At 59.2% G+C, this 19,700-nt stretch carries 11 protein-coding genes; 7 read left to right on the top strand and 4 right to left on the bottom strand.

Going from position 1 to position 19,700, the window contains the following annotated elements:
- The first annotated feature begins 11 nt into the window (after positions 1-11).
- Positions 12-356, top strand: coding sequence for a cupin domain-containing protein (locus KI243_RS17315; RefSeq protein WP_017128616.1), 345 nt, complete (start codon positions 12-14; stop codon positions 354-356).
- A 16-nt stretch (positions 357-372) separates the two neighbouring features.
- Here KI243_RS17315 and KI243_RS17310 read toward each other — a convergent pair whose 3' ends face one another.
- On the bottom strand, positions 373-1,278 hold the full coding sequence (locus KI243_RS17310; RefSeq protein WP_177082827.1) for a LysR family transcriptional regulator: 906 nt from the start codon (positions 1,276-1,278) through the stop codon (positions 373-375).
- A 100-nt stretch (positions 1,279-1,378) separates the two neighbouring features.
- Here KI243_RS17310 and KI243_RS17305 point away from each other — a divergent pair, with 100 nt between their 5' ends.
- From KI243_RS17305 to KI243_RS17285, 5 genes are all read left to right on the top strand, one after another.
- Complete coding sequence (locus KI243_RS17305) at positions 1,379-2,248, top strand: MBL fold metallo-hydrolase (RefSeq protein ID WP_017128614.1); 870 nt, start codon at positions 1,379-1,381, stop codon at positions 2,246-2,248.
- Between the two features lie 20 nt (positions 2,249-2,268).
- A complete protein-coding gene (locus KI243_RS17300) occupies positions 2,269-3,216 on the top strand; it encodes an alpha/beta fold hydrolase (RefSeq protein WP_212809480.1) in 948 nt (315 codons plus the stop codon).
- A gap of 682 nt (positions 3,217-3,898) precedes the next feature.
- Positions 3,899-4,837, top strand: coding sequence for a class I SAM-dependent methyltransferase (locus KI243_RS17295; protein WP_177082825.1), 939 nt, complete (start codon positions 3,899-3,901; stop codon positions 4,835-4,837).
- 51 nt (positions 4,838-4,888) lie between these two features.
- A complete protein-coding gene (locus KI243_RS17290; RefSeq protein ID WP_177082823.1) occupies positions 4,889-5,998 on the top strand; it encodes a terpene synthase family protein in 1,110 nt (369 codons plus the stop codon).
- Between the two features lie 39 nt (positions 5,999-6,037).
- Positions 6,038-7,105 carry a Rieske 2Fe-2S domain-containing protein gene (locus KI243_RS17285; protein WP_177082821.1) on the top strand — a complete coding sequence of 356 codons (1,068 nt, stop codon included), beginning with the start codon at positions 6,038-6,040 and terminating at the stop codon, positions 7,103-7,105.
- 72 nt (positions 7,106-7,177) lie between these two features.
- Here KI243_RS17285 and KI243_RS17280 read toward each other — a convergent pair whose 3' ends face one another.
- Entirely contained in the window at positions 7,178-8,092 is a 915-nt protein-coding gene (locus KI243_RS17280; RefSeq protein ID WP_212811219.1) for a LysR family transcriptional regulator, read from the bottom strand.
- A gap of 165 nt (positions 8,093-8,257) precedes the next feature.
- On the opposite strand from KI243_RS17280, the gene KI243_RS17275 reads away from it, so the two are divergent.
- Entirely contained in the window at positions 8,258-9,268 is a 1,011-nt protein-coding gene (locus KI243_RS17275) for an NAD(P)-dependent alcohol dehydrogenase (protein WP_177082816.1), read from the top strand.
- A gap of 837 nt (positions 9,269-10,105) precedes the next feature.
- Here the strand turns inward: KI243_RS17275 and KI243_RS17265 are convergent.
- Together KI243_RS17265 and KI243_RS17260 are read right to left on the bottom strand one after the other, a co-directional pair.
- Positions 10,106-10,834: a Crp/Fnr family transcriptional regulator gene (locus tag KI243_RS17265; protein ID WP_177082814.1), complete on the bottom strand. Its 729-nt coding sequence runs from the start codon at positions 10,832-10,834 to the stop codon at positions 10,106-10,108.
- Between the two features lie 48 nt (positions 10,835-10,882).
- Positions 10,883-19,564: a glycoside hydrolase family 94 protein gene (locus tag KI243_RS17260; protein ID WP_244861730.1), complete on the bottom strand. Its 8,682-nt coding sequence runs from the start codon at positions 19,562-19,564 to the stop codon at positions 10,883-10,885.
- Between the last annotated feature and the right edge of the window lie 136 nt (positions 19,565-19,700).

Below are 19,700 nucleotides of genomic sequence, written 5' to 3'. Positions count from 1 at the left end.
AGCAGACGACGATGAACAATGAGCAGGCGATACCCGCGACGCGCGGCGTCACGGTGGAGTTACTGACAATGGTTGACCTGGGGCCCGAGATCGAAGGCATGGACGGGCGCCAGTTGCGCATGCGCAAGGTGACCATCGAGCCGGGAGGAGTCTTCGGGCCCGTCCATGATCACAAGGACCGGCCCGGCACCGTCTACATCCTGCAAGGCACGCTCACCGATCATCGCGATGGCATCGCCACGGACTACGGCCCGGGCGTGGGTTGGCCCGAGGACAGGCACACCACGCACTGGCTCGAAAACCGCGGAACCGTCACTGCGGTGGAGATCTCGGTAGATATCGTCAGGCTGGGGTAAGTCCTGCTGCCGCTGCTCAAGCCTGTGCAGCGGCCCCCAGCATCTTGCGCAGCCAGCAGTGGGCAGCGTCCTTGTCGAAGCGTGAGTGCCAGGTGGCATACAGGTTGTAGCGCCGCACCTGCACGGGCAGGGGGAATGACTCCAGGGTTTCGGCATAGCGTGCCAGGAACTGTGCTGGCAAGGTGCAGACCAGGTCGGTCGCCTGCAACATCACCGGCACCAGGCTGTAGTACTGCACGGAAACGCCCACACGCCGGCTGAGGCCTTGTTCCGACAGCGCGTCATCCACGAATCCGTGAAAGCCGCCACCGTCGCCCGACACGATCACGTGTTCGAGCTGCGTGTATTCCGCCAGCGACGGCGGGTGGGTGCCACGGGAGTGACCGATGCGTTGCGCCATCCGGAATTCCTCTTCCAGCAACGATTGCTGAGAGGCTTTGGCGACGGCGTCCCTGGAGGTCAGGGCCACGTCGATTTCTCCGTTTTCCAGTTGTTCGGCCAGCTTGCTCTTGTCGAGGCCGCGAAACGCAAAACGAATGTCCGCACAACCCGCCTCACGGGTCAACTGGATCAAGCGCGGACCGATGATGGCGCCGGCATTGTCGTTGGCGGCAATCGAAAATGTCCGCTGCGCGGTGTGGGGATCGAACTCGGGCGTATGGTTGATCACGTCTTCCAGCGCTTGTAACGCCAGGCGCAAAGGCTCCTGCAAGCGGGCGCCATGAGGGGTGAGGATCATGCCTTTGCCCGAGAGCGCCGGGGTGAGCAGGGGGTCGCCAAACAGGTCGCGCAGTCGCGACAGTTGGGCCGAGAGCGCCGGTTGGCTGATGGCCAGGCGAGCCGCCGCGCGAGTGACATTGCGTTCGTCCAGCAGGGTACTGAGGGAGGCCAGCAACGCCAGGTTATGACCGGTGATATTCATCGTGCTTATGCCTCGTATCCTGAGAGTCGATTTCACCAACAAGGGGCGGCTATATAACATTTTCCCCAATCGACCGGTAACGGCTTGGAGAATCAACCGCATGCATACCTACCCATTTGGCAACGTTTCGGTGACTCGGGTGACCGAGCAGCGTGGCCCCGGATTTACGCCACAGGTGTTGTACCCCGACTGGGACTCCCTGGAGCTGGAACGGCACCGAACCTTGATGGTGCCGGACTGCTTCGATCCCGTGTTGAACCGCTTTATCGCCAGTATTCACACCTGGGTGGTCAAGACACCACACCACACGATCCTGATCGACAGCTGTGCCGGCAACCACAAGGAGCGGCCCGGCATGCCGCGCTTTCATCAGCAGGAACTGCCGTTCCTGGAGCGACTGGCCGAAGCCGGCGTGACGCCCGAGTCGGTGGATTACGTGATGTGCACCCACCTGCACGCCGACCACTGCGGCTGGAATACCCGGCTGGTGGACGGACGCTGGGTGCCGACCTTCCCCAATGCGAAGTACGTTTTTTCCAGGGCCGAACATGAATACTGGCTCAACCAGATAGGCCAGGAGGGCTTCAACGCGAATGTGTTCGAAGACAGCGTGCTACCCGTGATAGGCAAGGGCCAGGCGCTGATCGTCGATAACGAAGGCCTGATCAGCGACACGTTGCTGATTCACCCGACGCCGGGACACAGCGTCGGCCACCTGGCCATCGAGTTGTTGCATCACACCCAGGGCGGGCTGTTCAGCGGCGACATCATGCACCAGCCCCTGCAGGTGTTTCGGCCCGAGTGGAACAGCTGCTTTTGCAGCCACCCGGAACAGGCCCGGGCCTCACGCCGCTGGCTGCTGGAACAGGCGGCAGAACGTGGCTTGACGGTGTTCACCAGCCACTTCGCCCACACCTCCGCCGGTCTTGTGAGCGAGGCGGGCGGTCAGTTTGACTGGCGGTTTATCTGAATCCACGGGAGAGCTTTTGAATGTCCACCATCATCTGCAGCGAATTCAGGATTCCCAGCGATACGCCCGGGATCGAGCTGTATGTACGCAATAAACATCGAGCGGACAGGGAGACCTGGACGGGTGAGAAAACCGTGCTGTTCGTGGCCGGCTCGACTTACCCGGCCTCCAGCACCTTTGACCTGCCGCTTGACGGCCTGTCATGGATGGACCAACTGGCCCAACAGGGTTATGACACCTATCTGGTCGATGTCCGCGGGTATGGCCGCTCAAGCAAACCGCCGGAAATGTTGCAGCCGGCAGAGCACAATCCGCCGGTGGTGCGTGCTCCCGTCGCCACCCGCGATGTGGCCACTGCCGCGGCATTCGTGCGCCAGCGTCGCGGCGTCAGTCGCATCAACCTGATCGGCTGGTCGTGGGGCACATCGCTGATGGCGAGGTACACCGCCGAGCACAATGATGCCGTGGTCAAGTTGGTATTGGTCGCGCCACAGTGGACTCGTGATACGCCGAGCCTGGCAGACAGCGGCGGCACGCTGGGCGCCTACCGCGTAGTGAAACGCACCGATGCCAAGGCCCGCTGGCTCAATGGCGTACCGGCCGAACGACAGACAGCGGTGCTGCCCGAGGCCTGGTTCGAAGCCTGGGCCGACGCGACATTCGGGCCAGGTGAAAGCCAACTCGATGCACCCAATGGCACCGTGCAGGACACCCGGGAATTCTGGGCGGCCGGCCGGTCCCTTTATGATCCTTCACTGATCCGTGTACCGGTGCTTATCGTGCACGCAGACGGCGATCGTGACTGCCCGCTGGAGCTGTCTCGTGCGGTGTTTTCGAAGCTGACCAATGCCGCCTACCGACGCTGGGTGGAGATCGGCGAGGGTACGCACAGCGTGTTCATGGAACGCAACCGCTGGCAAGTGATCGGGGCCGTGCAGGGGTTCCTTGATGAGCGCGCCCCGTATTGAGTCAGGGGCCGTTCATTGCCCAGGTGGTGTTTCTGGGCAGCGGATAATTCAGGTTGTAGCCTTCGCCGTGGTCTGTGCCGACTTCGTGGCTGTAGCCCGAGTAGCCCACACTGGCTCGAAAACCGTGGAACCGTCATCGCGGTGGAGATCTCGGTGGATATCGTCAGGCTGGGGTAAGTCCCGCTGTCGCTGCTCAAGCCTGCGCAGCGGGACAGGCCAATATATAGCCTTTCAGTATTAATCAGCAAAAAAAACATAAAATTGATTCTATTAAAAACTTGAAAACCCTGAAGTTGCCAACTAGATTTTCGCCTTGGCAATGTAAATGTCTGATTTTTCCTACGTCGTCTGGTCAGCAGTAACCAAGTAGCGAAGACACAACGGATGGAGTCTTCATTATGGCAGGGTTACTTGTTCGGGGCCCAATCCGCCCGCAAAAAAGCTGCGCCGCCTCCTCAAAAAAACAGTGCCCCACCAAAAGGCCAGTCGCATCGAGCGTTTTCGAACTGCATTCTCGAAGGCGCAGGTCGTTTGTTTCTGCAACAACGCTCCTTTGGCAAATACCCTTCTCAAGGTTTGTGGATCAACGCCTGTTGCGGCCGCCTGCGTCCCCGGCGCCGTGGCGGGTAACGCTTCAGTCCGGACACGAACCTGAGCAGAATACCCATGAGGAAATAATCCAGTGAACAAACAGACTGCAAGAACACTCGTCGATGAGTTTCACCCGCCTTATAGAGTCATACAGGGGGCGAACATCAATCCCTACCAGGAAAGAGTTGTATGTGCCTATAGCGATAGTCCTGAAAATTGGCGAAAAGCAATTGGCAACGCCTTATGGTTCCAGTTCGGTGTCTATGATGACCCACGCTCTGCGCAGCCGGTCACACTTGATGAATCTGGTATTCGTTACTTCGAAAGGCAACTGAAACTGGCTGGCCTTGAACAAGGCGGCAACCAAGAAATCAAGCGTATTCTCGATGTTGGCTGTGGCTGGGGTTCGGTCCTGAAGTATCTGGCCGAATATTTTCCTGATTGCCCACATCTGGATGGCATCAATATCAGCGGGCGTCAGCTGGAGCACGCAGCAAAACTCCATATGGAGCACGGCCTGTCAGATCGTATTAACTTGTACCAGTGCAATGCCCAAGATATTGACTTGTTGCCCGCGGCAGATGAGCCCTATGATTTGGTAGTCATACGCGGGGTGATATCACACTTTCCTGATGATTTGTATAAAACAGTAATGGAAAAACTATGGCGGCGCGTCGCCACAGGTGGCACGATTGTTATTTCTGAAAATCTCTACAGTGGAGAGCTTGAAAGGTATACATCCGACATCCCTGATACCATTGACAGACTGGCCTGTAAATACCGGAAAACTCCTGAATATTTTTTAAGTGTAATAAAGCAAAGCGGATTTTCCACCCAGGACATGCGTGTCTTGCCGAGCAATGCCGACGCAATACGTTGGTTGCTTGCCATAAGGTCGAATATAGAAAGAAATTTTCCGAGCGGTGTCACCGGTGCGCTGGAAGAGTTACGTGTAATGTGCGAAAGCTTGGCGGTCGCGATAGTCAAGAATAAATTTTCTGTTTATAGCGCAATATTGAAGCGTTGCTGAGTTGTTGTATCAGTCATCCAGGAAAGTGTGATTGTCGTGAGGGATAAGTCCATGAGTGATTCATCTAATTTTGTGCATGCTCTAACCAATCTGCCAAAGCCTGGAGATAAAATATATCACCCTGATTTCAATTTGACGCTACAGCCTATGTGGCATCCGGATCACGAGGAGACGAACAGGCAGGTCGCGCTCACTGACAGCCCCTATATCCTGGCTCACTATGGTAGCCAGAAGGCAGTTGACCATTATTTATCCATGGAGATGACTGCCTATGGCGGCCTCGCCTATCCACACACTAAAAAGGACAGGATCTATAACTTGGAAAGAATGATGAGCATCACGACGCTCATTGATGACACCACTACAAATCCCGGAATACTCGCAGATCAACAGCGGCAGGCCGAGCTTCGCCAGCACTATTGCGATGCGATAGCAGGTATCAGGCCTCCTGAAGCGTTCCCAATTGCCCAGCTATTGTATGAGGGTTTGCTTCCCATCAAGCAGCAACTGTCTTCGACGCCACGAGTATGGAGGCGATTGGAAGAGTCATTGAACACCTTGATCGCCAGGCAAACCAACTCCCTGGCTTTGGAAATGGACACGCTGACCTTTGAGCGCTACCTGGAGCTACGGCGCGTGGATAATTATGGAGAGTGGGCTGCCATGATGACTGAATATGCGATTGATGTGGATATGACTGACACCTTGGCTGCCGATGAGTCGCTCGTTGCCGTAAGAACAGCTGCTATCGACTCGATCACGTTGGTGAACGATCCTTATTCGTTTCGAAAAGAAATACACATCGCCGATTCTGTCAACTCCGTCTGGCTGTTTATGCGCTTGGAAGGGATCACTCTCCAGCAAGCACTCGATAAATTAGCCGGCATCGTACTGGAAAATGAGAAGAAACTTATTGCCTCTCGCGACAAGGTCCTTGCCGGACCGCTCGGAGAGCGCAACGACGTACGTGAATACCTTACGGAACTGGAACATCTCTGCTCGGGAAATGCGGAGTTCCATGCGGTCAGCACGCGTTACCACGGAAGTGATTTCAAAGGTAAACGATTTATCTGCGGGGAAGTGACCATCAAACCATTGCCCTCTACCGATGAGATCGCCGCTGCGGATATTGCAGAAAAGCAGGCCGGCCGCATGAAGTGATTGTCACCAGGACTGCTATCAACCTCGAGGGTAGATGTCATGTACGCTCCGGATCACACCAACGAAACCGATCTCTCATCATTTCCTTATCCAGACGGCTGGTTTGTGATTGCCACCACTGATGAGCTCAAGCCTGGTGCAGTCATTACCAAACCTTTCATGGGGCGGGATGTTGTGCTCTATAGAACAAATTCTGGTGTCTTGTGCGCTGTTGGCCCCTATTGCCCTCATCTGGGTGCGCATCTCGGCGATGGCAAGGTAGAAGGCGAGGATATTGTTTGCCCTTATCATAAATTCGCCTTTGCGCCCGATGGTCGCTGCGTGCGTACTGGCTGCGGCGACAAGCCCCCACAAGCCCGGTTGGAGAACAGACACGTAAGGGATTGGAATGGCTTCATTGCTGTTTGGCAAAGTGCACACGGGCTGCCTCCGGAGTGGGAACTACCAGAGTTCGACTGGACGGGTTACGGCCCGGCGATAAAAGGCCTGCGTACCCACCCCGGCAGTCTTCAGAATGCGACCGAAAATGCCTTTGACACTGCTCACCAGCACACGCTGCATCGCTGGGAGAGCAACACCGTGTCGCAACAGCCGACAGCCAATGGCCATCGCATGGATATGCTTACTCGCTTAACCGCAAGAGGGCTTCCGGTCATCCTGGATTTCAAGTTGTACGGCCTCGGCTTGATGCGTGTGGAAATGAGCCTGAAGCGTGCCGACGTGCGCGCTACATTCCTGGTGGTGCCCGCCCAGATTGGTCCTTTGAAATGGACATATCGGGAAAGCATGAGGCTGCGTATCGCTTGGCTTGTGAAATGGCCGGCGTTTTTACAGAAACTTGTATACGGAGTGTTCTCTGTTGCTCTTTTCCATCTTTGGTATCTCCCACAGCTGAAACAAGACATGGATATCTGGGAAAAACGAAATTACCCCCTATACCCGAAGCCATCAGCTACCGATGCGCCGCTACTCACATATCGTCGTTGGGCGGCACAATTCTATCCGGTGGAAAAAAGTAAACGTTCCGCCAGCCCTGAAGCCGGAAGATTCGGAGCGGATATCTCTGATGCGAATATCCATTGCGGTAACCAACGCATCGGTAATTGAACCCTATGGCAGGTGATCGGGGCCGTGCAGGCGCTCCTTGATGAGCGCGCCCCGTATTGAGTCAGGGGCCGTTCATTGCTCCAGCCAATCGGCATAAAGACTCGGGAATTTCCGGCTGACCCAGTCGATAAACGCCTGCACTTGGGGGGCAAGATGCGAGCGGCTTGGATACAGCAGCGACACGGGGCGTGGCCGTGGCCTGAATGACTTGAGCACTTCGACCAGTGACCCATCGGCCAGACAGCTGTCCAGCGTGATGCCGGGCGCCTGCAGGATACCGAATCCCGCGACGCCGGATTGGACGTAGGCGTTGGACTCGTTGACGATGATGCCGCGTCGATTGACGTAGCTCCTTTCGGTTCCCTCCTGCAGGAAATGCCACGGCAGCGGTCGATGGTTTTGTCCGGAGAGAAAACTGACACCGCGGTGAGCACCCAAGTCATCCGGTGTCTGTGGGCTGCCAAACGCCTGCAGGTAGGAAGGTGCGGCACACGTCACCATGGTGGCCAAGCCTATGCGCCGCGCGATCAGGCTTGAATCCGGAAGTTCGCCGATACGCAGCACACAATCCACGCCTTCGGCCACCAGGTCCACGGTTCTGTCGGTGACACCCAGGGTCATTTCGATATCCGGATGGCGGTGGGTGAACTCCTGCAAGCTGGCGATGAAGGCGGGCCGGGAAAAGGCGCTGGGAATGTCGACGCGCAACTTGCCGCGCATGGAGGCGCCGGTCAGATCGAACATGGAGGTGGCGGCGGCGACATTGCCAAGGATGTCTTTCACCCGCTCGTAGAACTGTTCCCCCTCGGTGGTCAACCTCACTCGCCGCGTCGTGCGCTGGAAAAGCCTGACGCCCAGCGAGGCCTCCAGTTCCTGAATGGCCCTGGTGACCTGGGGCCGCCCCAACTGAATGGAATCCGCCGCTTTGGTGAAACTGCCCAGCTCGGCTACCCGGGCAAATACCTGCATTGACTGGAACAGTTCCATGGCGCCTCGGACGGGTTGCTTGTTGCCAATCATCATCTCCATCCGAAGATGATTGTTGCTCAATAGCATAACAGTCTCGTCATGGCCGACGCATTTATCGAGTCCGGTAGTGGGTAAACAATGGCGGCATTCCACCAGATCCCTGGTGTCCTTCGGAGAAACACAATGAAAGCCTGGCTTCTCAACGATTTCGGACTCGACAACCTGATCCTCGGCGAAACCCCCGCACCAGTACCCCAGGCCGGGGAGCTGCTGGTGAAGGTCGGTGCGGTTTCGCTGAACTTCCGTGACAAGGCAATCGTCGATGGCATCTACGAGCCGCACAAGGTGCCGAAACCGCTGATACCCGTGAGCGACGTAGCGGGCAGCGTCGTGGCGGTAGGCGAAGGCGTCGACCGATTCAAGATCGGCGACCGCGTCAACTCGCATCTCTATTCGCGGTGGCTGGACGGTGCGCCAGGCCCGGACGAACCCGACTATTGCTTCGGCTCGCCGCTGCCCGGTGGCCTTGCCGAGTACATGATCATCCATCAGGAAAGCGCCGTGCGCGCGCCTGACAACCTGTCCGACGAAGAGGCTTCGACACTGCCTATCGCGGCACTGACGGCCTGGTACTCGCTGGTGGATTTCGGGCAGATCAAGCCGGGTGAAAGCGTGCTCGTGCAGGGCACCGGCGGCGTCTCGATCTTCGCCGTGCAACTCGCCACGGCGCTGGGTGCCAAGGTCATCGTCACGTCGAGCCGCGATGAAAACCTGGAGGCCGTGAAGAAGCTCGGTGCGGTCGCGGGTGTGAACTACCGAACCCACGAAAAATGGGCGGAAGAAGTCCTGAAACTCACGGACGGCAAGGGCGTGGATCTGCTTCTGGATGTCGCCGGCGGCAATGGTCTCAACCAGTCGATCGCCGCAACGAAAGCCGCCGGCAAGATCGCCCAGATCGGCTTTCTGACCGGACAAACGACAGCGTTGAGCCTGATGCCCCTGATCTTCCGTCAGACGACTCTGCGGGGTATCGCCGTGGCTCCGCGCTCATCCTTTGATCGCATGAATGCGTTCCTCGAGAAAAACCGGATTCGTCCTGTCATTGACCATGTCTATTCATTCGAAGAGGCACGCCAGGCCTATGAGCACCTGGGCAAGGGCGCATTCGGCAAGGTGGTCATCAAGGTTTCGTAGCGAAAAACAATAGCAGGGTGCTGGTAATGCCCGAGGGCGTGAAATGATCACGCGCCTCGGTCAAGCCAGAGGGGCGTCAGGAAGAGGCCCATCGGCAAGCAGCTGAAGATGCTCACTCCCCTAGTTCAAAACGATCTTAGGCGCTCTTATATGTGGAGTATAATTATATGTGCCGACATCTCGCCAAGTGTTTTGAGATCAAGCGGTCAGGCTATTTCTTTATTCTCTGATCATCACATTTTGCATGAGTATTTTGGCTGACTCCTGTTTTTCAGGAGTCGAAATGCTTTCGGATATTCAGCTACGTCATCTTGTTGAGTCTTCTTTCCTCCCTCTTTCCTCCCTCTTTCTTGCCGATGCCAGATCGACTCTTCCCGGTCTCTGACCGTGAGAATAGTCGACCCTGATTCCGGTCGGATTGAGTTGTTGGTCAGTGTGGGGTTCGTGGCTGAGCTCATTGGTGTGAGAGAAATCGGAAAGCTGGTTGAGGAAATCAAGGAAGATTTGAGATTGACTCACGAGCGGGCTGATCTTTGCCCTGAATATATAAAGTCTAACGGTACTGATTCTGTATGAGCGATGAGCAACGACAGCAGGCGATGGCAAATTGGCGAAGGTTATTGACACAACCCCGAGCTCTTATGAATGCCGAAGAGCGTTATGACGCATTACTACGAGCGGCCGACGCGATGGAACTTGCGCAGCTCATTAGCAGCGATGAGTGGCGTAGATTGATACAGGAGGCCGGAGCGGCGTTCAGGGAGGGGTAGGATGGATTCGAGTTCGGGTAAACAGGCCGAACTGGCATGTTGCAGTATAGAACCGCAGGGACCGTGCTCACTCATGCCTGTGCTGGGGCAGGTAGGGCAGCAGACGATCGGTTTCCTGCCTGACCACCGCATAGCATTCGCAACTCAGTTGCTCGAGCTTGGGACGATCGATCACCTTGATGTGCCCACGGCTGTATTCAATGACTCCCTGGCGCTGCAATTTGCCGGCGGCCTCGGTGACACCTTCGCGACGCACGCCCAGCATGTTGGCGATCAACTCCTGGGTCATGGTCAGTGTGTTACCGGGCAGGCGGTCCAACGACAGCAATAACCAGCGGCAGAGCTGTTGATCGATCGAATGATGTCGGTTACACACAGCGGTCTGGGCCATCTGGGTAATCAGCGACTGGGTGTAGCGCAGCATCAGCAACAGCAACTCGCCGTGACGATTGAATTCGTCCTTGAGTCGCTGTCCGGGAAGACGAAACGCGTTTCCGGCACTTTGCACAACGGCCCGGCTTGGTGTGCTTTCACCGCCCATGAAGACGGCAACACCGACCAGGCCTTCATTGCCCACCACCGAGATTTCCGCCGAAGCGCCGCTTTCCATGACGTAGAGCAGCGAAACGATGCTGTCGATGGGGAAATAGACGTGACGCAAGGTGTCTCCCGACTCATAGAGCACCTCTCCGAGAGGGAGATGCACCGGCTCAAGATCGGGTACAAGGCGATTCTGGACGGCCTCGGAGAGCGCTGCCAGCAGAAGGTTATGTTGTGGCTTGGGTACAACGACCATTTAAAAAGCCACCATCGACTGAATGAACCAACGTCCGACGAGCATAGTTTAGAAAGGCTCGTTCCGTACGTGATCGCTCAGAACGGGCCGCTCAACTCGCGGGGGAACATACACTGCGGGACTGCAAAACTGGACCAGGACCTGGTGTTCGCCACCGTCGTCCTGCAACGCCAGCCTGGCATCGGCCTGTGTTTGGCCGTTGAGGCTGAGGCTGCTTGCCCCGGTGTCCTGCCTGCGGACCTCAATGTGGTAGAGCGTCGTGCCGAACCGGTACTGCAAGGTGTAGCCGGGCCATGCCGACGGCAGTACAGGCTCGATACGCAATTGCTGGCTTGTGCGCACCAGTCCCAGCAGTGACTCGACGATCAGCCGGTACATCCAGCCCGCCGCACCAGTATACCAGCTCCATCCACCTCGACCGACATGGGGGGCGGTGCCATAGACATCAGCGGCCATCACATAGGGTTCGACCTTGTAGGTGTTGATTTGAGCGGCGCTTCGGCGGTTGACCGGGTTGATCATGCCCAGCAACTCCCAGGCCTTGCCGGCGTCTCCCAGGCGTGCAAAGGCCATGCTAGCCCACACCGCAGCGTGCGTGTATTGGCCGCCGTTCTCGCGGATCCCGGGAACGTAGCCCTTGATGTATCCGGGGTCGAGCCCGCCCTTGTCGAAGGGAGGGTCCAGCAACAGCACCACCCCCGTGTCACGTTTGACCAGATAGTGGTTGAGGGCGGCAATCGCCGCGTGTTGCCGAGACGTGTCGGTGGCACCGCAGAGCACCGACCAGCTTTGGGCGATGGAGTCGATCCGGCATTCGTCATTGCTGCTCGAACCCAGGACCTGGCCATCGTCGAAGTACGCGCGACGGTACCAGGCGCCATCCCAGCCCTGACTGTCCAGGTTCGCCGCGAGAATGGCCGCATGCTCCCGGCAACGACGGGAAAAATCGGCATCCTCGTGGATCCGTGCCGTCTCGGCAAATTGCTGCAGCACCTCGCAACAGAAGAACCCCAGCCAGACACTTTCCCCCAAGCCTTTTTCCCCGACACGATTGAGGCCGTCGTTCCAGTCGCCTGTGCCGATCAGGGGCAGGCCGTGAGCGCCACGTCCGAGGCTCTTTTCGATGGCTTGCACACAGTGCTGGTAGAGGCTCCCCCTGAGTGGAGAGCTGCCTGGCAAATCGTAGTAGGACTCTTCACCAGGATTCAGTGCCCGGCCTTCGAGGTAGCCGATGCTCTCATCAAGCACACCGTTGTCCCCGGTGATCAGGACATAACGACTGGTTGCCAGTGCCAGCCACAGGAAATCGTCGGAGCAGGCCGTGCGTACCCCGCGATTGTGCGGTGGGTGCCACCAGTGCTGAACATCGCCTTCGGGGTATTGATGAGCGGCGCAGAGCAGCAGATGCCGGCGTGCCGCCGCCGGGTCCGCATGGATCATCGCCATACTGTCCTGCAACTGGTCGCGAAAGCCGATGGCGCCGCCGGACTGGTAGTAACCACTGCGTGCCTGAAACCGGCAGGCGATCACTTGGTACATCAGCCACCCGTTGACCAGGACATCGATGCCCGGATCCGGTGTCTGGATCTGGATGACCTCCAGGGTCTTGCGCCAATGCGTGATCACGGCGTCCAGTTCGTTGACCGCAGCCCTCAGGCCACGGTACTTCTGCACCAGTCGGGAGGCCGACTTTTCGTCCTGTTCGGCTCCCAGGCGGAAGACCACCTCCTGGGTTTCCCCGTCCGCCAACGCCAACCCTGCCTGAATCGCCCCGCAGGGATCAAAACCACCGCCACAGCGTCCGGACAGGCGCGCCCGTTTCAAGCCGGCAGGTGCGCTCAGTGTGCCGTTGCGTCCAATAAACTCCGCGCGGTCGGCAGTAAAACTGCTCTGTGGCGAATCGCAGTCAAGAAACGCCACTCGACTGGAAAAATCGATGGAATAAGCGTTGCGGGCAAGAAGGGCACCGCTGAAAGGATCCATTTCGGTCGCTACGTGCATCGCCGACTTGCTGCGCAGGTCCCCGAGCACCCATTCCACGTAACACGTCGCCGATATCCTGCGTGGCCGGCCACTGGTGTTGCGAATTTTCAGTCGCGAGAACTTTATCGGTGCATCCAGCGCCACATAGACCCACAACTCGGAGCAGATGCCGTCTTCCTCGTGTTCGAAAACGCTGTAGCCAAAGCCGTGCCGGGTGCGATAAGCGCCTCGGCCGGGGCAGGGCAGTGACGTCGCCGACCAGAAGTGCCCGGTTTCTTCGTCGCGCAGGTAGAGGGCTTCGCCGCTGGCGTCGGTGACCGGGTCGTTGTTCCAGGGAGTCAGGCGATATTCGTGGGCGTTTTCGCTCCAGGTGTAGGCGCTGCCACTTTCGGAGATCACCGTGCCGAACTGACTGTTGGCCAACACGTTGGCCCAGGGGGCGGGTGTCGGTTTGCCGGGCAGCAACGTCATCACGTACTCATTTCCTTCGGGGGAGAACCCGCCGTAGGGCGTGCGCAGGATCAACGAATCGTCTGTCGGATCCGCCTCGGCTGAAGGTGGGGGCGCGATCCGTGGCAGCCGAGGCTCGAGTTGAGGCAGCAGGGGATCTGCGTGGCGGCGCTGGACCTGTTCGACCAGGCTGCCCTTGTCGTCGTTCAGCACCAGCCGGGCAACCGAGAGCATCAAGGTGCGGTCTTCGCTGGACAACTGTTGAGCCGGTCGCACGAAAACTCCCCCAGGGCGATCAACCAGGCTCGCTTCGCTGCCGGAGGTCACCAGCCCCATGATCAGGTCCTGCAGTTGCTGACGGTACCCCACCTGGTCTTCATTCCATATCACCAGGTCTACTGCCAGGCCTTTCTGCCGCCAATAGGCGTGCGCCTTGATCAACTGGTGTACCAGCTCGATGTTGGCCAATTCCGAGATCTGCAGCAGGACAATCGGCAGGTCGCCGGAAATGGCTTGCCCCCACAGCCCGGACTGACTCCGGCGATTGGCGAGCAGTACCGTGCTTTGCGCCCGCAACGAAGGGCTGGCGTAAATGACCGACGCGGCCATCTGCTCGAACAGGCGAGCATCGGCAAGGGTGGCATTCAACTGTCGCAACAGCACCTGGCTGTGGGTCCAGGCCAGGTCAAAGACCCGATCCGCCAGGTGCCGGTCACGGTATTTGTTGATCAACTGCACACAGTGCTCGCGGCTGTCGGCCACCCCGGTCACCAGATCGATGGTTGCGGTCTGGCCCGGTTCCAGGCTGATGCGACAGCGAATGGCGACGATGGGATCGAGCACCGATCCGGCCGTGCCGGAAAGCTGCGGCACCGCGGGCTCCATGACCGCGGGCCGAACCACCGACCGGCCTCGGCCGATAAAGCGGGCACGGTCGGTTTCGTAGGAAATCTCATCGATGTCCGCGCCATGGGCTGCCAGCAGATGGCACATCCAGGGGGTGGATTCCTGGGTGGAGCGTGGGCGGCGCGTACACAGGATGGCCTGTAGCGGTTGCAACAGTTCTGTCTGCACGAACAGGTTGCTGAAGGCCGGATGCACGGCATCACTGATGGCGGGTGCCAGCACCACCTCGGCATAGCTGGTGAGCTCGATGCTGCGACGTACCCGTGCACGGTTGGTGATGTGCAGTCGCCGCAACTCGATATCGTCCTCGGGTGACACGACGATTTCGGTATGGCTGTCGAAGTCCTGCTCACGCACCCTGAATTCGGCGCGGGCATCGGTGAAAATCGCTTCCTGGCTCTGTGTCCTGCTCAGGCTCGGCTGATGGGCCGCCGACCAGAACACGTTATTCTCGACATTGCGCAGGTAACAGAACATCCCCCAGTTGTCACAGGTCACATCCTCGTGCCAACGGGTAATGGACAGCTCGTTGCATCGGCTGTAACCGCCGCCGCCACTGCTGACCATCACATGGTAGCGGCCGTTGGACAGCAACTGCACGGCTGGGCGCTTGCGATCGAGGTCGGTGAAGACCCGCAGCTTGGTTTCATTGATGCGTGCCGCTTCATCGGCCGCCGGCGCATTGGAAGCGTGCAGGTACTGGGCGGCGGTTTTCGGTACCCGTTCCTGAAGGAGCAGGGCCGTGGCCTGGAACTGTGGATCGGATTCAAAGCGGCGCTGCATGGGTCTATCGAGCAACACACTGGTCAAGGCCAGCAGGCTCATGCCCTGATGGTGGGCCATGAAGGACTGGACGATAGCAAAGTCCTGTCCGCGTGGCAGGCGTGCTTCGGTGAAGTCGACCGCCTCATGCAGGCCAAAGCGTCCGGTCAGGCCCAGTTCGGTGAGCCGTTGCAGGTTCCGGCAGGCCGCGATGGGGTCGACCATCAACGCCAGCACCGTGGCATAGGGGGCAACCACCGAATCTTCACCCAGGCCGCGCTTGAGTCCCAGTCCCGGCACCCCGAAGGCCCGGTACTGGTAGTTGAAATGAGCGTCGAGCGTGTTGTAGCCCGACTCGGATACGCCCCAGGGAATGCCCTGGTGATGGCCGTGCTGGATCTGCAAGGCCACTGCTGCACGGCAGGTCTGGTCGAGTAGCGTGCCCTCATAATTGGGCATCACCAGCATGGGCATCAAATACTCGAACATCGACCCGGACCAGGACAGGAGCACGGGTACGCCACCGTTGCTGGTGAGCAGGCGACCCAGGGTAAACCAGCCTTCTTGTGGGATCTGCCCTTGGGCGATGGCAACGAAATTGGTCAGCCGTACTTCCGAGGCCAGCAAGTCGTAATAGCCCGTATCGAGCCTGTGTTCATCGACGTTGTAGCCGATGACGAACAGATCACGGCGCGTGTCGTAGAGGAAACGGAAGTCCATGTCCGCCATCTGCGCGGCGCTCTCGGCCAGCCGTGTCAACGTGGCGATACGTGCCGCCGCCAGAGAGCGTACCGCGCCGACCTGATTGCGCTGTTCGGGTAGCCACCGCGTCACGTCGAGTTGGGCCAGTTCGTCCAGGCTGTTCTTCGCCAGGCAGTCATTTGCCTGGGTGTCGGGAAGCTCGAAGCGCCGACTCTCGGCGAGCAGGTCCACGCATTGGGCGAGCGTCGCCTCATACCAGAACTCGCACTCATCGGTGGTCACCGAGCGCGGTGTGGCAACCACCTCGATGATCTGTTCCAGCGTTTCCTGCAGCAGGCTGCGTAACTGCTCTGGATGGGCCGTCGCCCGCGCCATGGTCAACAGGGTGTGTTCCCTCAGGGTGTTGACCGAAGGATCATCGAGTCCGGCGTTGACCAGGGTGTCTTGCAGTACCTCCAGGGTATCGTTCAGGCCATTGAACAGCCGCTGGTGAAGCAGCGGCGCACCGAGCAGTTCCAACAACCCCGGGCGTAGCGTCAGCAGCAGTGCTGCCAGGTTGCCGCTATCGACGGTCGAGACGTACAGCGCTGGCAGGGGCTTCAATGTCTGGGTGTCGTACCAGTTGTAGAAGTGCCGCTGATAACGCTCCAGGCCGCTCATGGTGCTCAGTGACTGCTCCAGCCGCTCAAGCAGTCGGGTGCAGCTCAGGTAGCCGAAGTCGTGGGCCGCCAGATGGGACAGCAACGCCATGCCCATGTTCGTTGGTGAGGTGCGGTGGGCAATGAGAAAACGTGGCGCCTCCTGAATGTTGTCAGGTGGCAGCCAGTTGTCCGCCGGACCGACGTATTGATCGAAGAACGCCCAGGTTCTGCGGGCCAAAGCACGTAGCAGGCGCAACTGCTGATGCGAAGGTTGCAGCTGTGCACGGGACGACGGGCGGCTGATCCACCAGGCCACGGCCGGACCTGCTAGCCAGGCGAGGATAAAGGGCGCCGCCAGGGCGAGTGTCGTCGGCGTCATCAGCAAGAAGACCAGGAGTCCGATCGCGAACACCGGCGCAATCCACATTTCCCGATAAAGATCCTGCAAGCGGTTTTGACCGTTGCGCTCGACCTCGCGGGATGGCTGCCATTGCAACAGCCTGCGTTGGCTGACGGTCATGCGCCATAGGGTGCGCGCCACGGCATCCAGGCTGTAGAAAGCCTCGAAGGGCAGCCAGAGCAGGGGTAGCAGGGCTCGGGTCAGATGTTGGCCGCAGAGCCTCATGGCCGCTATCAGATGCTGTTCCACTGGCACATCGACGGTTTTATTGATCAGCTCTCGCAGCGAACTCGACAGCGGTTGAATCAGAACAAGCATCAACAGGGCCAGTGTCCAGGACAGCGGTTGAGTCGAGCCGGACCAGCCCCATAGCAGCAGGGTGAGTAAGGCGGCCGGCTCCAGGCTGCGCCGCAGGTTGTCAAAGATCTTCCAGCGCGCTACCGCACACAGGCGATTGCGCTCGTTCCCACCGGGGGCCTTCGGGGTCCAGGGCATCAGCCAGGGCAACAATTGCCAGTCGCCGCGAATCCAGCGATGGCGGCGTTTGACGTCGGCGGTGTAACGGGCCGGGTACTCCTCGAACAGTTGCACATCACTGAGCAATCCCGAGCGGGCATAACACCCCTCGATCAAGTCGTGGCTGAGGATATGGTTATCCGGGAAGCGATCCTGCAGCGCATGCTCGAAAGCATCGACGGCATAGATGCCTTTGCCGATGAATGAACCGTGCAGAAAGAGGTCCTGATAGACGTCTGAAACCGCACGGGTATAGGGATCGACCCCGGCTTCGCTGCCGAACAGGCGGGCATAGGGGGAACGGGCGGTACTCGGCAGGCTGATGCCGACCCGAGGCTGGAGAATCGCATAACCACTGACAATGTGTCCGTCCCGCGAGTCGAACCGCGGATGGTTCAGCGGATGCTCCATCGCACCGACGCATTGGCGGGCGACATCACGAGGCAGCTGGGTGTCGGTATCGAGCGTGATCACGTAGCGTACCGATTGCAGGACCTGGATATCACCGACGATCAGGGAAAACCGGTCGCGACCATGGCCGCGCAGCAAAGCATTGAGTTCCGCGAGTTTGCCGCGCTTGCGCTCGTGTCCCATCCAGACCTGATCGACGCTGTTCCAGCGCCTGGGGCGGTGGAGCAGAAAGAACCTGTCTTCATCGGGATGCGGGTATTTGCGGTTCAGCGCCTCGATCAAGCCCTGGGCCTGGTCGAGGAGCGCATCGTCCTGGGGGGTTGTCTGCGTCGTGCAATCCATGAAGTCTGTCAGCAGCGCAAAATGCAGATGGGCGTCGCGGTTGGCCAGGAAGCGCACCTCCAGGTTGTCCACCAGTTCGTCGATATCGCCGGCGCTGGCTATCAGGGTGGGAATGACCACCAACGTACGTGCCCGTGCAGGAATACCCGTGCTGTAGTCCAGCCGGGGCAGAACGCTGGGGCGCAAGGTGAGTGTGATCCAGGCGTTGACCAGGTCGATTGCCAGTCGACTGCAGATCAGCAGGACGGGCAGGGCCAGCAACGCCAGTGCGTAACCGGGCAGGTGATCGCGATACAGCTCCGTGAAGAACGGCCAGGCCAACAGTGCGCTCACCGCGGCGACCGGTCCGAGGAAAAAGGTCAGCGGTGCACTGAGCAGCCATCGTTGGCAGCGCACGCTCCAAGGCATGCTGGCGCCGATGTGCCGCTCCAGAGTCTCGAGCCCCGGCCCGACCAGGTAGTACCCCACATGGCCGGCGACGTCATCCTGAAGCGGCGGCAAGGCACGTTCGCGGGTCAGGGCGATGGCCGCCTGGGCAATACTTTCCTGTGTCTGGTCAGCCCTTTTGGCCAGGCGTTCGATGACATGCCGGTAGTGGTCGCGGGTCGGGAAATCCATTTGCGGATACACACCGCAAGGGTCAGTGAGCAGGTGCTGCTCCACATGACTCAGGCTTTCGACGAATGCCTTCCAATCGGTCGCGGCGAGCAATCGCAAGCTGGTGATGCTGTTGCTGATCGACACCTGGTCCGCTGCCTGTTGCTGGGCATCGACCTGCACCTGGCGCTCAATGTTAAGTCCCGACTCGCCGAGCATCTGCTCGACCCAGGCCAATGGCAGGATCAGCGCAGCGTTCTGCCCCTGTAGGCGGCGTGCCAGTTCGGCAACGAAGGGAGACGTCATGGGCGGGGCGGAACGGGCCATGTCCGCCACGGTCAGCACGACACTCTTGGCATCGCGCTCGGCAGTCTCGATCAGGTGATCGGCCCAGTCATTGGCCAGGTTGCGGTCCACCCAGTTGGCCATCAGCCGTGAAGCCACCCGTCGCAGGTTTTCGATCAGTGCCAGGCGCAGCATGATCGGGATGGCCCAGAGTTCGCCGAGGGTCAGGGGGGTGACCTGCTGATAACAGCCGACGAACCGGCTCAGGCTCTCGGCATCGACACGCCCGTCGCCGTGGGAGATGGTTTCCAGGGCGATATCGTAGACCCGTGGCAGGCCGGCCGACGGGCCCGCGGCCAGGCACGGCAGCTCGCGGCTGTAACCGCGCGGCAGGTGAGTCTTGGTGGTGCGTATCTGCTCTTCCACCAGGTAGTAATTGTCCAGCAACCATTCTGCCGCCGGTGTGGCTCTGCGAGTGGATGCGGGGGCCGTGGTGAGTGCTCGGCAACTGCTGGCCAGGGTGGCTTCGTTGTCGGCCAGTCGAGCGAGCAGGGCGTCTTTCGATGAACGCCGGTTGAGATGGTGTTGTTGGGCGAGCAGGGTGCCATGACTGGCCATCTGTTCGGCGCTGAACAGCTCCGAGCGCAACAGTGGCTCGTAGGCGAAGGTACGGCGGGACTCGATCCAGTGTTGCAGGCGAACGGCAGGGAAGCGCCACAACTGAAGCAGTCGCATGGGCCAATGACTGTCCATGATTTCCTTGGCATGACATGCCCTAGACAAATGCTGATTAGCCAAGGGCAGGCAGGCATCGCCGGCCATGGGGTGGTCAGGCGAAAGCTCTCAATGATGGGCTTGGGCGCAGGCTTCA

It is taken from the genome of Pseudomonas sp. Ost2 (assembly GCF_018326065.1).
Lineage (GTDB): Bacteria > Pseudomonadota > Gammaproteobacteria > Pseudomonadales > Pseudomonadaceae > Aquipseudomonas > Aquipseudomonas gingeri.
The sequence above is the reverse complement of the archived record's forward strand: the minus strand, read 5'-3'. Positions and strand labels throughout refer to the sequence as shown.

Bases quoted from the DNA above. Each gene is read 5' to 3' on its own strand.
- KI243_RS17315 (WP_017128616.1), top strand. From the start codon at position 12: ATGAACAATGAGCAGGCGATACCCGCGACGCGCGGCGTCACGGTGGAG.
- KI243_RS17310 (WP_177082827.1), bottom strand. From the start codon at position 1,278: ATGAATATCACCGGTCATAACCTGGCGTTGCTGGCCTCCCTCAGTACC.
- KI243_RS17305 (WP_017128614.1), top strand. From the start codon at position 1,379: ATGCATACCTACCCATTTGGCAACGTTTCGGTGACTCGGGTGACCGAG.
- KI243_RS17300 (WP_212809480.1), top strand. From the start codon at position 2,269: ATGTCCACCATCATCTGCAGCGAATTCAGGATTCCCAGCGATACGCCC.
- KI243_RS17290 (WP_177082823.1), top strand. From the start codon at position 4,889: ATGAGTGATTCATCTAATTTTGTGCATGCTCTAACCAATCTGCCAAAG.
- KI243_RS17285 (WP_177082821.1), top strand. From the start codon at position 6,038: ATGTACGCTCCGGATCACACCAACGAAACCGATCTCTCATCATTTCCT.
- KI243_RS17280 (WP_212811219.1), bottom strand. From the start codon at position 8,092: ATGGAACTGTTCCAGTCAATGCAGGTATTTGCCCGGGTAGCCGAGCTG.
- KI243_RS17275 (WP_177082816.1), top strand. From the start codon at position 8,258: ATGAAAGCCTGGCTTCTCAACGATTTCGGACTCGACAACCTGATCCTC.
- KI243_RS17265 (WP_177082814.1), bottom strand. From the start codon at position 10,834: ATGGTCGTTGTACCCAAGCCACAACATAACCTTCTGCTGGCAGCGCTC.
- KI243_RS17260 (WP_244861730.1), bottom strand. From the start codon at position 19,564: ATGCGACTGCTTCAGTTGTGGCGCTTCCCTGCCGTTCGCCTGCAACAC.